Source organism: Nitrospira sp. (assembly GCA_016873435.1).
In the GTDB taxonomy this organism is placed as follows: domain Bacteria; phylum Nitrospirota; class Nitrospiria; order Nitrospirales; family Nitrospiraceae; genus VGXF01.
Genome location: VGXF01000003.1, coordinates 123,166 through 137,780, shown reverse-complemented (window position 1 = coordinate 137,780; position 14,615 = coordinate 123,166). Strand labels below are relative to the sequence as shown.

The window sequence follows — 14,615 nt, the reverse complement described above, 5'->3', positions numbered from 1 at the left end:
TTGCCCGTGGACCAGGATTCTTTGAGATGACCGATTCCGATCTGACTCCCCTCATGCGCCAATACCGCGAGGTGAAGCGCGCCTACGGAAATGCCATTCTGTTTTTCCGTGTTGGCGATTTCTATGAAATGTTCTACGAGGATGCGGAAGAAGCCTCCCGGCTTCTGTCGATCGCCCTCACCTCACGTGACAAGTCGAGCGCCGCGCCCGTGCCCCTCTGTGGCGTGCCCTACCATGCCGCCACCGGCTACATCGCCAAATTGCTGAAAGCCGGGAAGACCGTCGCTCTGTGTGACCAGGTCGAGGATCCGAAACTCGCCAAGGGCCTCGTGCGCCGCGAAGTCGTCCGCCTCTACACCCCCGGCACCCTGACAGACGCCGAATTACTCACCCCTGCGGAAGCCAATTTTCTGGCTTCGGTCTGCCCCGCGCCGCGCGACGACTCCGTTATCGGATTGGCCACGCTAGAACTCTCCACCGGGGAATTCTGGGTGACGGAATGTTCCGGCGCCCAGGTGCTGGGAAATCTTCGGGATGAACTGGTGCGGGTGGACCCCCGCGAACTGCTCTACCCCGCGACGCTCGCCGGGCCGGTCCGTGACGTCTGCACCGGACTAGGCGGGACGCGACCCTGCGCCCAGGATCCGTCTGTGTTTGACCCCCGCGAGACCGAACGTACACTGATCGAGCAGTTCCGCACGGCCTCGCTGGACGGTTTTGGCTGCCAGGGCCTGTCGGCCGGCATTCAGGCGGCGGGCGCGCTCGTGCGGTATTTGAAGGAGACGCGGCCGACGGCCAGTCTCGCGCACCTGCGCGGGCTGCGCGTCCGCCGGGCCGGCGATGAGATGCACCTGGACGGCGCGACGATCCGCAATCTCGAGCTGGCCCGCCCGCTGGTGGCAGGCCGCGAAGACGCCACGCTGCTTGCCGTGCTGGATCGCACCGTCACCACGATGGGGAGCCGCCTGCTGCGTGATTGGATTGTCCGCCCGCTCGTCCGCGTCGAGCCGATCCGCGCGCGGCTCGACGCCGTGGAGGAACTGCTCCGGTCGCTCGAATCCCGTACTGCCATCCGGACGGCCTTGCGGACCGTGCAGGACATGCTGCGCCTCAGCAGCCGCATCTCGCTAGGGGCAGCCTCGCCGCGCGATCTGCTGGCGCTCAAGCAGTCCGTCGCAGCTCTCCCGGAACTCCGCGCGCGGGTGGCGGCCGGGAAGGCCCCCATGCTGCGCGAGATGGGCGAAGCCTGGGACAACCTCGCCGACGTGCATGCGCTCATCGAGAAGACCATCCTGCCGGAGGCGCCGGTATCTGTCCGCGACGGTGGCATCATCTGCGAAGGCTATGACCCTGCGCTCGACGCGTTACGGACGATCGGGCGGGACGGGAAACACTGGCTCGCGCAATTGGAAGCGCGCGAGCGCGAGCGGACCGGCATCGACTCACTCAAGGTCCGCTTCAACCAGGTCTTCGGCTACTACATCGAGATCACGAAAACCAACCTGGCGAAGGTTCCCGCCGACTACAGCCGCAAGCAGACGCTGGCCAACGCCGAGCGGTTCATCACGCCGGCATTGAAGGAGTTGGAGGACAAGGTCACCGGCGCCGACCTGAAGCAGAAGGCACTCGAACAGGAGCTCTTCGAGCACATCCGGGTGCAACTGGCGCGGGAGACCGCCCGTATCCAGACGATGGGAGCCGCCCTCGCCCTGCTCGACGTGCTGGCATCGCTCGCGGAAACAGCTGCGCTCAACGGCTACGCGCGGCCCGCCGTGGACGACGGTGGGGAGATTCGCATCGCCGACGGCCGCCATCCGGTCGTGGAGCGGCTGGACCTGCCACAGGGCTTCGTGCCCAACGACACGATGCTCGACCTGGACGCGAGCCGGCTGCTGATCCTCACCGGCCCCAACATGGCCGGCAAGAGTACCTATCTCAGGCAGGTCGCGTTAATCGTGCTGATGGCCCAGATGGGTGGCTTCGTGCCGGCCCGCTCGGCCCACATCGGCCTCGTCGACCGGATTTTCACGAGAGTCGGCGCCTCCGATAACCTAGCCGCGGGCCAGAGCACCTTCATGGTGGAGATGACCGAGACGGCGCAGATCCTCAACAGCGCCACCGCGCGAAGTCTCATCGTGTTGGACGAGATCGGGCGCGGCACCAGCACCTATGACGGCCTCAGTATCGCCTGGGCCGTTGCAGAATACATTCAGGACCGCGCCCACGTCGGTGCGCGGACGATGTTCGCCACGCACTACCACGAAATGACGGACCTGGCCACCCGGCACGAGGGCGTCAAGAACTACACGGTGGCGGTCAAGGAACAGAACGAAACCGTACTGTTTTTGAGAAAGATCGTGGCGGGCGGCGCCGACCGGAGCTACGGTATCCACGTGGCCCAATTGGCCGGCCTGCCCGCCCCCGTTATCCACCGGGCGAAGGAAGTCTTGGCGCAACTGGAACAGCCACCGGTCTCGGTGCCGCCAGGCCCGCAGACGCAGCTAGGATTGACGGCTCCCGATCCCACCCTGCCCACGCCACATCCTCTTATCGAGGCGGTCCGCCAGATCGATCTCTTCTCTATGACCCCACTCGAGGCCATGAACCGCCTGGCCGAGCTGCAGCGGAAACTCGACGACGAGCACCAGAAATAAAAGGGGCGGGGCCCCCTTTCGGAACCCCGCCCCCTTTAAGAATCACTGGAACTGCGGCTTAGTGCCCGCCGCTGCTTGCGCCACCTTGGTTGTAGGCAGCCGTCCAGGGGGTCAACCCACCCACCGGCTTGCCACCGGGGAGGAGCACATCATATTGCATGCCTACTTTGCCTGCACCTTTCGGAGCAGTGTTCAGCGCCTGCTTCGCCGCCGCACAGCCGGCATCGGTCTCGTCCTTGCTCACGCAGGCCGCTTCCTTCAGCGCACGGATACCACGCGGCTTGCTCGGTTCACCCGCAATTTCAGGCAGTTGCTTCACCGCCGTGATCACACGATGGTTCTGTTCAGTTTCATGCACGGTGAACTCGACCAGCGCCGTCGAGGACGAGGGCGGCACGTCCTTGGCTGCCGCCGGTCCCGCATGCGGACGGGCCAGCTTTTTCAGCGTGTCCCAAGCCCCCTTATCCGCGTAGAACTTCAGATTCTTGCCCGGGTGAATTTTCTGCCAGAAATACCCGCTCTCGGCATTGCCGCCGAATACGGCCACGTTGATCCAGACCGCTTCATCGTAGGGATCGAGGATGATCACCCGTCCCTGTAGCGTGGTCGGCTTGCTCATGTCGCCCCATTCAAATCGCTCCTGGAACGCTTCGATGGCCAGCGCGCTCGAAGCCACACAGACCACCAGGGCCACGGCGGCGAGGAACGCCCAGCCTGTCTTATGAACTCTCATGATTGCTCCCTCCTTAAAAACCGAAATGACTGTCTGGAAATAAATGGTCGTTGCGCCGTCCGGCTTAGTCCTTCTTCAACACCTTGAAGTCGGTGATCGTCCGGCCATCCAGCGTCACTTCCAGAGCCGTGAGCTCCTGCGACGCCTTGATGATCTTGTCCATCAGGCTCTTGTCCTTGACGTTCAGACGGACGGTCTGAGCCGCGTGATACCAGCCGGCGTAGGGATTGTTCTTCTCGGTGCCGCCGGTGAAACCCCAGGCGCAGCAGACAAACAGAGGATCCGGAGGCCGCACATCCATGTCAGACGAAGACCGCCCGCTCGGGGTGCCCGAAGCCGGCTCGGCCGTGTTCCAATACTGAATCCCGAACAGGAGCTCCTTTTCGGGATTGTCCGCCCACTGGGACCAGACACGGCCCTTGAGCGTCTTGACCGTTTCAGCCTTATAGGTTCCCGGCTTGCCTGCCACGATGTCAGCAGGCCCCGACGGTGGCACCGGTGTCGACGTTCCCGTCTCCACCGCGATGGAAGATCCGGCCATCACGAGGCCGGCCACAAAGAAGAAGGAAACAGCCGCGGTAACGACTCCTCTCTTCATCACTCGTCCCTCCTTAACAAATAAAATAACAACCGATCACAAATGCTTATCAAATAACTCACTCGGTGAAGCAGGGTCGGATCGTACTGAAACTCTCACACCTTGTCAAGGAAATATTTGGCCTTTCAGTTGCTGTGAAGAACCCTGAAAAAGCTTGCTAAGTCAACGGGTTAGGCACCAGCAAAAAAGACGCCTAGTTGAGTGCGGACGACAGGGCCCGGCGCGAAACCGGACCCAGCGCGGCCACAGCCAGATCGCGCCCATCGAGCAGCGCGCGACTCAGATTCAGCAACTGGATCGCGTCCACGCGATCGATGCCGGACATGAGCTCCTCCGGCGTCACGCGTCTTTTGTGATACAACTCGTCCTTGGCCAGCTTGCTCATGCGGCTGGACGTACTTTCGAGCCCCAGCAGGATGCTGCCCTTCATCTGATTCTTGGCCCGGGCCAGCTCGTCGCCAGGAATTTTAGTCGCGCAGAGCCGTGCGATCTCTTTTTGGATCAATCCAATCGTGCGCGCAGCCTCCGCCGGCCGGGTGCCCGCGTAGACTGACCACATGCCGCCATCACTGTAGGCGGACAGGCTGGAATAGATTGAGTAGGCCAGCCCCCGCTTCTCGCGGATTTCTTGAAAGAGGCGCGAGCTGACATTGCCGCCGAGAATGGCATTGAGCAGCGCGGCCGCGTAGCGGTCCTTGTGCTCGACTGCGATACCCCTGAGCCCCAAGCAGAGATGCGCCTGCTCCAGATCCTTCTCGTGAACCTGGAGCCCGCCGTGGAGCGTGGCCGGCTGCCGGTGCCGCTTGGACGCCTCTGGCCGCTCGAAGCGGCCGAAGTGGGCGTCGAGCAGTTTCAGCATCGTTTTCGGCTCGAAATTGCCGGCGACGGCCACGACCGTCTCGTGCGGATGGTAGTAGCGCCGGATGTAGCCGAGGATGTCGCGGCGGGAGAGCTTCGTGATGCTGGCCGCCGTGCCTAGAATCGGCTGCCCCAGCGGGTGCGCTCCGAAAATCTGCTGGGCGTGCAGGTCCTGCACCCATTCCTCGGGATCGTCCCGGACCATGCGCATCTCTTCCAGGACCACCAGCTTTTCCTTTTCGATTTCGCCGGACGGAAAGCGCGAGCCGTGGAAGAGATCGGCGAGCAGTGCGAGCGCCGGCCGCACCTGCTCGTCCGGGACCTTGACATAGTAGGTGGTGGTTTCGCGGGCGGTGAAGGCGTTCATCTCGCCGCCGAGCGCGTCCATTTCGCGTGAGATTTGAAGCGCGGAGCGGGAGGCCGTCCCCTTGAAGAACATGTGCTCGATGAAATGGGAGAAGCCCTCCTCCCCCGCCACTTCATCGCGCGAACCGACGTTGACCCAGATGCCGATCGTGACCGACCGCAGGGACGGCATCCGCTCGGTGACGAGACGGACGCCGTTGTCGAGGACGACCTTGCGGTACATCAGCCGCCTAGTCCGCGCTATTCATATCAGTTCGTGACGAAACCGCCGAGACGCCCTGCGAGACGGCCGCCTGGAGCCCCCCCGAGGCCGAGGCGTACTCGAAGCCCTGCGGCGAGGTCGCGCGGGCGGCGCCCGCCCGCTGGGATGTGAGAACCATGCCTCCAGGCCTGTTGCGGCGGTAGATCGGCAGTCGCCGCAGCCCCGCCCATAAATACCGTGGGCTCACGAGTCCTGGGCCGCCCCCGGCGGCGGCTCCATCGTCTCCTTGCGGCTCAGACGGATCTTGCCCTGGCGGTCCACTTCGAGAACCTTGACCATGATCTGCTGGCCCTCCTGCACCTCGTCGGCCACGGACTTCACGCGATGGTGCGCGAGCTGCGAGATATGCACCAGCCCGTCCGTGCCTGGCAGAATCTCGACAAAGGCGCCGAAGTCCATGATCTTGCGGACCGTGCCGGTGTAGATCCTGCCGACCTCGACCTCCTCGACAATGTTGTTGATCCGATCGATCGCCTTCCTGGCCGACGCCTCGTCCACCGCGGCGACCGAGACGATACCCGTGTCCTCCACGTTGATCTTGACGCCGCACTCGGCGATGATCCCACGGATGGTCTTGCCGCCCGGACCGATGACCTCGCGAATCTTGTCCTGCTTGATCTTGAGCGTGAAGATGCGCGGCGCGTAGGGCGACAGGTTCGTGCGCGGCGCCGTCAGCGCCTTCGCCATTGCCTCAAGGATGTGCAGCCGCCCCTTGCGCGCCTGCTCCAGCGCATCCTTCATCAGGGCCGGCGTGATGCCCGCGATCTTGATGTCCATCTGCAGCGCGGTCACGCCGTTCTTCGTGCCCGTCACCTTGAAGTCCATGTCGCCGAGGTGATCCTCCAGGCCGAGAATGTCGGAGAGGATCGTCACCCGGCTGTCCTCCTTGATCAACCCCATCGCGATACCCGCGACCGGTTCCGCGATCGGCACGCCCGCGTCCATCATAGCCAGCGAGCCACCGCACACGGTCGCCATCGACGAGGAGCCGTTGGATTCGAGAATGTCCGAGACCAGCCGGAGTGTGTAAGGGAACTTCTCCTTGTCCGGCAGGACCGGCTTGAGCGCGCGCTCGGCCAGCGCCCCGTGGCCAACTTCGCGGCGTCCGGGCGAGCGCAGCGGCCGCGCCTCGCCGACGCTGAACGGCGGAAAATTGTAATGCAGCATGAAGGTGCGGAAGTACTCGCCCTCCAGCGCGTCGATGCGCTGCTCGTCGTCCGTGGAGCCCAGCGTCACCACCGCGAGACTCTGCGTCTCTCCGCGTGTGAAGAGCGCCGAGCCGTGCGTGCGCGGCAGCACGCCCACTTCGCAGGTGATCGGCCGGATGTCGGCCGGCCCACGGCCGTCGGCGCGCGAGCCCTTCTCCAGAATCATGTGGCGGACTTCGGTGTATTCGAGCGAATGGAAGGTCAGCTTCACGTGCCGTTCCCGGTTCGGATCGTCGGACTTGAGCTTCTCCACCGCCTCTTTCTTGATCGCGTCCAGCTTTTCCTGGCGGGCCGACTTGTTCGGGATGAAAATCGCCTCGCGGATCTGCTTGGCCACGATCTCGCGCACCTGCTTCTTGAGTCCCTCATCGATATGTTCCTCGGGCGCGATGCGCTTCGTCTTGCCGACCTTGCCCTGGAGCTCTCGGATCTTCGCCACGATCTTCTTGATCTCGGCATGGGCGGCCTCAATTGCGCCTAGCATGACGGCTTCCGGCTGCTCGTTGGCACCGCCCTCGACCATCATCACCGCGTCGGCCGTGCCGGCCACGACGAGGTGCAGGTCGCTCTTCTCCAGCGTCGTCAGATCGGGATTAATGACGAATTTCCCGTCCACGCGGCCAACTTTCACCCCGGCGATCGGCCCGAGAAAGGGAATGTTTGACACGGAAAGGGCGGCCGAGGCTGCCGTGATGCCGATGACGTCGGCCGTCCCGGTCTGGTCGGCCGAGAGGACCGAGGCGATCACCTGCGTTTCAAAATGCCACTCCTCGGGAAACAGCGGACGGAGCGGCCGGTCGATGAGCCGGCTGGTGAGCACTTCCTTCTCCGAGGGCCGCCCTTCGCGCTTAAAGTACCCACCCGGAATCTTGCCGGCCGCGTAGGCCTTTTCCTGGTAGTCGCACGTGAGCGGAAGAAAGTCCACGCCCGGTTTCGCCGTCTGGGATGCGACGGCCGTCGCCAAGACAACCGTGTCCCCGTAGGACGCGAGCACCGCGCCGTCTGCCTGCCGCGCAAGGCGGCCGGTTTCGAGCCGGAGTGTTTTCCCGGCCAGATCGATTTCAATCACATGAACCATGACATCTGTCTCCTCTTGGATCTACCCCACAGATGCCCACAGAGATGGGCTCGCGAGCGAGCGCATGTCCGTGTTCACCTGTGGAAGCAGCCCGGTAATCGCGCCGGCCCCATGCCGGCGCGTAGATGGCCTGCTACTTCCGAATGCCCAGCCGGTCCAGCACGGCCTTGTACCGGCTGACGTCCGTCTTCTGCAGATAACTCAGCAGGCGGCGGCGGCGGCCGACCAGTTCCAACAACCCGCGCCGCGAGTGATGATCCTTCTTGTGCAGCTTGAAGTGCTCGGTCAGATACGTGATGCGGTTGGTCAGTACCGCGATCTGCACCTCCGGCGACCCGCTGTCGGTCTTGTGCTGCTGATATTGCTTCACGAGACCCGTTTTTGCTTCCTTTGTAAGTGCCATCCCCCTCTTCTCCTTCCGTGAACGGTTCCTGCTACCGACTGACTGTCTCGACATCCACCAAGACTTTCTCGATCGTCACGCTGGGCGCCACATTGGCGCCCGCCGATCCGGGCGCAAGCGCCCCGATCGCCAGCAATTGTCCGGCTGTGTCCTTCACGCGCACCGCCCTCGCGCCCTGGGACTGCACTTCCCAGCGTCCGGCTCCGGCCGGCACCGCCACGCCATGCCGAACCCGTTCGGCCGTCCGCGCATCCACAATGACCGCGGGCAGCATCGCCAGCGCGCCGTCCAACGTGAGCAGATCGTCCGCCAACTGCCCGGCCAGCGCATGCGCGGCAACGGCCTCGATCGTCAGCGCCTGCTCGACCGCCAGCGGTCCGACGCGCGTCCGCTCCAACGACAAGAGATGCCCGCCGACGCCCAGCGCCGCACCGATGTCCGCGCAGAGTGTCCGCACGTAGGTGCCCTTCGAACACCGCACACGCAACGTCACAGCCGGGCCGGCGATAGCCAGCACATCGAGCGCGTGGATTTCGATCTCCCGCGCCGCCCGTGCGACCGTCTTGCCGGCCCGCGCCGCCTTGTAGAGCGGCACGCCACCGACCTTCACCGCCGAATACATGGGCGGGGTCTGCGTGATCCGCCCGCGAAATGATTCGACCGCCACCCGGATTGTCTCGTCCGTTAGGCCGTCGGTCGGCTTCGTTGCCAGCACACGGCCCGTCGCATCCTGCGTGTCGGTCGTCTGCCCCAGTCGCAGGACTGCGCGGTATTCCTTGTCCCACGCCAGCAGATATTCCGCGATGCGTGTGCCACGCCCAATCAGCACGGGCAGCACACCGGTGGCTGCCGGATCAAGTGTCCCGGCATGGCCGACCTTGGGTTCGTTCAAGAGGCCGCGGATTTTTGCGACCACGTCATGCGATGTCCAGCCGGCCGGCTTGTTCACGTTCAGGACGCCGGCGCCAACGCTCGCCTTGTACCTCGCGGCGGTCTCCATCACAGTGGCCCTGCTACGTCTGTTCCGGTTCCCCCTGCTTGCGCCGCTCCTCGTCCAGATGATCGAGGATGGACAAAATCCGGTCGCCACGCGGACCGGCCGTGTCCTTCTGAAACACCAGCTCGGGCGTGTAGCGCAGGTTTAACCGCCGGCCCAGTTCGGACCGGATGAAGCCCGCTGCCTTGCCCAATCCGGCGAACGCCGCGCGCTCCTGTTCGGTGTCCAACATCGTCGTCACGAACACGTGGGCCAGCCGCAGATCGTTCGTAATCTCCACGTCGGTCACCGTCACGGACGCCACGCGCGGGTCCTTGGTCTTCCGCATGATGATGTCCGCCACTTCCATGCGGATCTGATCCGCCACCCGCGCGGCCCGGCTGTATGCAGTCTTGGCCATTCACAAGCTCGCAGCGAACAGCACGGAGTAACTCGCCCGAAATTCGTCCGGCTGCCAGCTATTAGCGATCCGCTATTAGCTTTCTTCAGAGCAACTCGATGCGCGACCGCACGATTTCGACCAACGGCACGGACCGGATCTGGTTTAAGACCTGATCCAGCACCTGGTTGACGTGGGCCGTCTCATTCGCCACGCAGGCGATGCCGAGCACCGCCTTCTGCCACAAATCCTGCTCGTCCACCTCGGCCACTGAGATATTGAACTTCTCCCGGAGCCGGTCCTTCAAACTCTTGATGACCTGCCGCTTTGACTTCAGTGACTGCCCGTCGGGGATGAACAGTTCAACGGTGCAAATGCCGACGATCATCTAATTCGCCGAGGCCGGTTCGCTCAGGAGGGGTTGCACCCCGTCCGGCTACTGCTGCCCCCCCTGTGCCCGTACCTTGTGAAGCGGAGCGCGCAGCCCGAATCCGGTGCACACATTCGGCCTTGCCCCTCCGCACGCCTCAGGTATCAGAGCTTCGTCGCGATTTTATCCACGACGAACACTTCCAGCACATCGCCGGTCTTAACGTCGCTGAAATTCTCTACACTCATCCCGCACTCGTAGCCCTGCTGCACTTCGCGCACATCGTCCTTGAAGCGCCGCAGCGAGCCCAGCTTGCCCTGATAGACCGGCACGTTGTCACGGATTACCCGCACGCTGGCGCCAGCACGCTGAATCATCCCGTCCGTCACGTAACAGCCGGCGATGACGCCCGCCTTCGGGATGGTGAACACCTGGCGGACCTCGGCGCGGCCCAGCACGCGCTCCTTGAGCGTGGGCTCGAGCAGCCCTTCCATCGCCGCCTTGATGTCCTCGATGGCGTTGTAAATGATTGTGTAGAGCCGGAGGTCGATGCCGTCTTTTTCGGCAAGCGCGGAGGCCTTCGGTTCGGGCCGGATGTTGAAGCCGATGACGATGGCGCGCGAGGCCGAAGCCAGCATCACGTCTGTTTCGGTGATGGCGCCGACGCCCGAGTGGATCACACGGAGCTTGACCGCATCGGTCGAAAGTTTTTCGACGGCGTTGCCTAGTGCCTCCGCCGAGCCCTGCACGTCGGCCTTGATGACGACGGCCAGTTCCTTGACGGCGCCTTCCTTGATCCGCGCAAACAGATCGTCGAGCGTGACCTTGCCTGGAGCGGAGCCGACTTCGACCGCGCGCTGCTTCTGCGCGCGCGCCTCGGCGATCTCCCGTGCCGTCCGCTCGTCCTTGACGACGACGAAGGGCTCACCCGCGCCCGGGACGCCGGGGAGGCCGATGACTTCGACGGGAATCGAGGGCCCCGCATCCTTGACCTTGCCACCGCGATCGCTGTTGAGCGCGCGTACGCGCCCGCTGAGGGGACCCACGACGAAGGCGTCGCCCACTTTCAATGTTCCGCTCTGCACGAGCACGGTTGCCACGGGCCCGCGGCCGCGATCCAACCGCGCTTCGACGACAGTCCCCTTGGCCGGGCGCACCGGATCCGCCTTGAGCTCGAGGACGTCCGCCTGCAACAGAATCATTTCCAGGAGCGTATCGAGGCCGGTTTTCTGCTTCGCAGAGACTTCTACATAGATCGTCTGGCCGCCCCAGGCTTCCGGAATCAGTTGATGTTCGGCGAGCTGGTTCTTGATGCGGTCTGGATTGGCGCCAGGCTTGTCGATTTTATTGAGCGCGACGATGATCGGCACGCCAGCTGCCTGCGCGTGGTTGACCGCCTCGACCGTCTGCGGCATGACCCCGTCGTCCGCCGCCACGACGAGAATGACGAGGTCGGTGATCTTGGCGCCGCGCGCCCGCATGGAGGTGAAGGCTTCGTGGCCGGGCGTGTCGAGGAACGTCACGGCCTTGCCGTGCACCGACACCGTGTAGGCGCCAATGTGCTGCGTGATCCCGCCGGCCTCGCCCTCGGCGACCTTCGTCTGCCGGATGGCGTCGAGCAGCGAGGTCTTGCCGTGGTCCACGTGGCCCATGATGGTGACAACCGGCGGCCGCGGCGTAGCCGTGCTGCCCGATTCGACGTCGGTCGGCTCGACGAGCAGATCCTCGCCCCGCTTCTCGACCATGACCTCGGTTTTGACGTTGTAGCTTTCGGCGATCAGCTGCGCCGCGTCCAGATTGATCGGTTGATTGAGCGTCAGCATCTGGCCGGTGTCCATGAGCTTGCGCATCACATCGGCCGGGCGTTGGCCGATCACTTCTGAAAATTCCTTCACGGTGAGCCCGGCCGTGAGCTTCACGGCCTTCTGCCGAGGCTTGGTGATCTCGGTGACGGTCGAAACCGGCTGATGGCGGGAGCGGTCCTCGCGGCGATGGATGGGGATCGCGCGCAGGTCCTGCCAGCGGGCCGCATCTGCTCGGAACCGCAGATCGTCCTCGTCCTTCACCCGTCCGGTCTTTTTGCTCTTTTTGAGCTTGTCCTTAAGGCCTTCGTCCGGAACCGGCCCCAGTTCCGGCTTCTTCCGCCCAGCAATGTCGGCCGCTGGCGCGGGAGCGGCCGGTGCAGCGATAGGAGCTGCGGTTTGTGCGGGTGCGCTAGCCGGTGCCGGTGCGGGAGTTGGCTGCTCGACGACCGCTGCGGGCCCCTCCGGCTCGACCACCGGCTGGGGAGCCGGGTGCATCGGCGACATCGGCTGCGGCGCTGTTTCCGGTTCCGCAACCAGTTCGTCATCCTTTTTCTTTTTGAAGAGGAGCCGCTTCTTGTCGGCCTTGGGAGGGTCTTCGACAGAAGCCGGTGCGGGCTTCCCGTCCCTCGTCACGACCGCGGCTTTCTTCGCTGCCGGCTTGGTCGCATCCTGCGCGGCGGGCTGGGCGCCGCCCAGCTTCTTCGTCACCGTCTGCACGGTGTCATCGTCCAGCGTGCTGCTGTGCGACTTCACGGCGATGCCCAGCTTCTTGAGATCGGCGAGCAATGCCTTGCTCTCCATCCCAAGCTGCTTGGCGAGGTCATGCACTCTGGTGCCGGACATGGTTTCTTGCTACCTACGGCTCCTCAATCGTGAACGTTTAGAAATCTTAGTTGGCCCTGGATGCTCAACAAGACCTGCCCGCAAGGCCGCATCGAGCAAGAGCGCGGGGCGTACGTCTTCGCGTACGGTGCGCCTTCGCGCCATGCGACAACGCCGTCGGAGGTCTTGGCCAGCATCCTCTCACGCCGTGGCTTCGGACGCGGCCGTTTCCGCCTGCCGTGCGGCGCGGGCTTCTTCCTCTTCACGCTGCGCCTGCGCTTCCTCGGCCAGCGCCGCCTTGATTTCCTTGTCGCGCTCGACCTTTTCCTTCTCGTATTCGGTCGCGCTAATGATGTCGATCTTCCACCCGGTCAGCCGCGCCGCGAGCCGCACGTTCTGGCCGTTTTTGCCGATGGCCAGCGAGAGCTGCGAGTCCGCCACCACCACCAGCGCCGACTTCTTCTCCTCGTCGATGCCGACCTTCTCGATGTTGGCCGGGTTGAGCGCCTCCGCGATGAATACGCGCGGATCGTTCGTCCAAGCGATGATGTCGATCTTCTCGCCGCGCAGCTCGCGCACGACCGCCTGCACGCGCGAGCCCTTGATGCCGACGCAGGCACCCACCGGGTCCACTGCCTTGTCGCGCGAGGAGACGGCGATCTTTGTCCGGTCGCCCGGCTCGCGCACCACGCCCTTGATCTCGACGATCTTCTCGCCGACCTCGGGCACTTCGAGCTCAAACAGCTTCGACACAAAGGTCGGGTGCGACCGCGACAGAATCACCTGTACGTCTTTCGGAGTTTTTCGCACTTCGACCAACAGTGCCTTCACGCGATCGCCGCGGCGGTAGGTTTCACGGGGGATCTGCTCCTGGATCGGCAGGATCGCCTCGGTCTTACCGAGATCCACGATGTAGTTGCGCCGCTCCTGGCCGATGATGATGCCGTTGATGAGGTCCCCCTGGCGGGTCGAGTACTCCTTCTGCACCGCCTCCCACTCGGCCTCGCGGACCTTCTGGCAGATCACCTGCTTGGCGGTCTGCGCGGCGATGCGGCCGAGCTCGTCCATATCAATGAGCGAACCAATTTCGTCGCCGACCTCCGCACCATCATCCACCTTGCGGGCTTCCGTGATTGAGATTTCGGCCTTGGGGTTCGTGACCGTCTCGACGATGGTCTTGAGCGAGACCACAGAAATCTCGCCCGTCTTGGCGTCGATCTCGACCTTCACGTTCTCGCCCTGGCCAAACCGCTTCTTGGCGGCCGTCTGGAGCGCCATTTCCACCGCGCCGAGAATCCGGGTCTTATCGATGCCCTTCTCGCGGCCGAGCTGATCGATGACTGCAATCAATTCTTTACCATTCATGGTCTCGTCCTCACTTGCTAATCACTGCGGTGCTGTCTCGTTCTCAAAACGTTACGTGCGGACGTCCTTCCGCAATTTGGTCCCACGTCAGGGGCACAAGCTGCTCCGTCTTCTTCTCCTCCACCGCGAGCGTGACCCCCTCGTCGCGCACCTCGCGCAGCGTGCCGATCACTCGCCACTGCCCGTTGATCGGGGTCCGGAGCTTAAGGTTGACCGGCGTGCCCAAGGCCCGATGGTACTGTTCGCGACGCTTGAAGGGCCGGTCGAGCCCCGGGGACGAAACTTCGAGCGTGTAGGCATGCGCGATCGGATCCTCGATGTCCAGCGCATGGCCCAGCGACACGTGCACCTGTTCGCATTCGTTCAGGCTCACGCCGCCCGGCGTGTCAAGGAAGACCCGGACCAGCGTCCGCTGCCCCTGGCCGACACATTCGACGTCCACCACGTGGACACCCAGCGCGCGGGCGATGGGATCGGCAATGGTCCGGACGCGCTCGGCAATGAACTGGGCCTCGCGCCCCCTGGCCCGATCGGCCGGCTCCTGCGTGCTCCAGCTCATCTGTGCGCTCGCCTCAAACAAAAAGTGGGCCAGAGGCCCACTTTCACGTGGCACAACCTACCATGTTGGGGGGATGAAGGCAAGCAGAGAAGGGGCGGCGCGCCGGGCCACTTCCGTGCCTTTCGAAGCGACCCTGTCGGGCGATCGCGGACAGACGC

12 protein-coding genes are annotated in these 14,615 nt (G+C 64.0%); 1 reads left to right on the top strand and 11 read right to left on the bottom strand.

Annotation, left to right across the window (positions count from 1 at the left end; genetic code table 11):
- The first annotated feature begins 26 nt into the window (after positions 1 to 26).
- Entirely contained in the window at positions 27 to 2,654 is a 2,628-nt protein-coding gene (gene mutS / locus FJ248_03565) for a DNA mismatch repair protein MutS (GenBank protein ID MBM4119965.1), read from the top strand.
- Positions 2,655 to 2,712: 58 nt separating this feature from the next.
- On the opposite strand, the gene FJ248_03560 is transcribed toward mutS, so the two are convergent.
- The 11 genes from FJ248_03560 to FJ248_03510 form a co-directional block, all read right to left on the bottom strand.
- Positions 2,713 to 3,387: a hypothetical protein gene (locus FJ248_03560; protein ID MBM4119964.1), complete on the bottom strand. Its 675-nt coding sequence runs from the start codon at positions 3,385 to 3,387 to the stop codon at positions 2,713 to 2,715.
- 64 nt (positions 3,388 to 3,451) lie between these two features.
- A complete protein-coding gene (locus FJ248_03555) occupies positions 3,452 to 3,985 on the bottom strand; it encodes a hypothetical protein (GenBank protein ID MBM4119963.1) in 534 nt (177 codons plus the stop codon).
- A gap of 193 nt (positions 3,986 to 4,178) precedes the next feature.
- A complete protein-coding gene (locus tag FJ248_03550; GenBank protein ID MBM4119962.1) occupies positions 4,179 to 5,432 on the bottom strand; it encodes an insulinase family protein in 1,254 nt (417 codons plus the stop codon).
- Positions 5,433 to 5,654: 222 nt separating this feature from the next.
- Positions 5,655 to 7,757: a polyribonucleotide nucleotidyltransferase gene (gene pnp / locus FJ248_03545; protein MBM4119961.1), complete on the bottom strand. Its 2,103-nt coding sequence runs from the start codon at positions 7,755 to 7,757 to the stop codon at positions 5,655 to 5,657.
- Positions 7,758 to 7,890: 133 nt separating this feature from the next.
- A complete protein-coding gene (rpsO, locus tag FJ248_03540) occupies positions 7,891 to 8,160 on the bottom strand; it encodes a 30S ribosomal protein S15 (protein ID MBM4119960.1) in 270 nt (89 codons plus the stop codon).
- Positions 8,161 to 8,191: 31 nt separating this feature from the next.
- On the bottom strand, positions 8,192 to 9,163 hold the full coding sequence (gene truB, locus FJ248_03535; protein MBM4119959.1) for a tRNA pseudouridine(55) synthase TruB: 972 nt from the start codon (positions 9,161 to 9,163) through the stop codon (positions 8,192 to 8,194).
- Positions 9,164 to 9,173: 10 nt separating this feature from the next.
- Positions 9,174 to 9,557, bottom strand: a complete 384-nt coding sequence (gene rbfA, locus FJ248_03530; GenBank protein MBM4119958.1) for a 30S ribosome-binding factor RbfA — start codon at positions 9,555 to 9,557, stop codon at positions 9,174 to 9,176.
- An 85-nt stretch (positions 9,558 to 9,642) separates the two neighbouring features.
- A complete protein-coding gene (locus tag FJ248_03525; protein MBM4119957.1) occupies positions 9,643 to 9,924 on the bottom strand; it encodes a DUF503 domain-containing protein in 282 nt (93 codons plus the stop codon).
- 146 nt (positions 9,925 to 10,070) lie between these two features.
- Positions 10,071 to 12,554, bottom strand: coding sequence for a translation initiation factor IF-2 (gene infB / locus FJ248_03520; protein ID MBM4119956.1), 2,484 nt, complete (start codon positions 12,552 to 12,554; stop codon positions 10,071 to 10,073).
- A 180-nt stretch (positions 12,555 to 12,734) separates the two neighbouring features.
- A complete protein-coding gene (gene nusA / locus FJ248_03515) occupies positions 12,735 to 13,898 on the bottom strand; it encodes a transcription termination/antitermination protein NusA (protein ID MBM4119955.1) in 1,164 nt (387 codons plus the stop codon).
- A gap of 43 nt (positions 13,899 to 13,941) precedes the next feature.
- Entirely contained in the window at positions 13,942 to 14,457 is a 516-nt protein-coding gene (locus tag FJ248_03510; protein ID MBM4119954.1) for a ribosome maturation factor RimP, read from the bottom strand.
- Positions 14,458 to 14,615 lie beyond the last annotated feature (158 nt).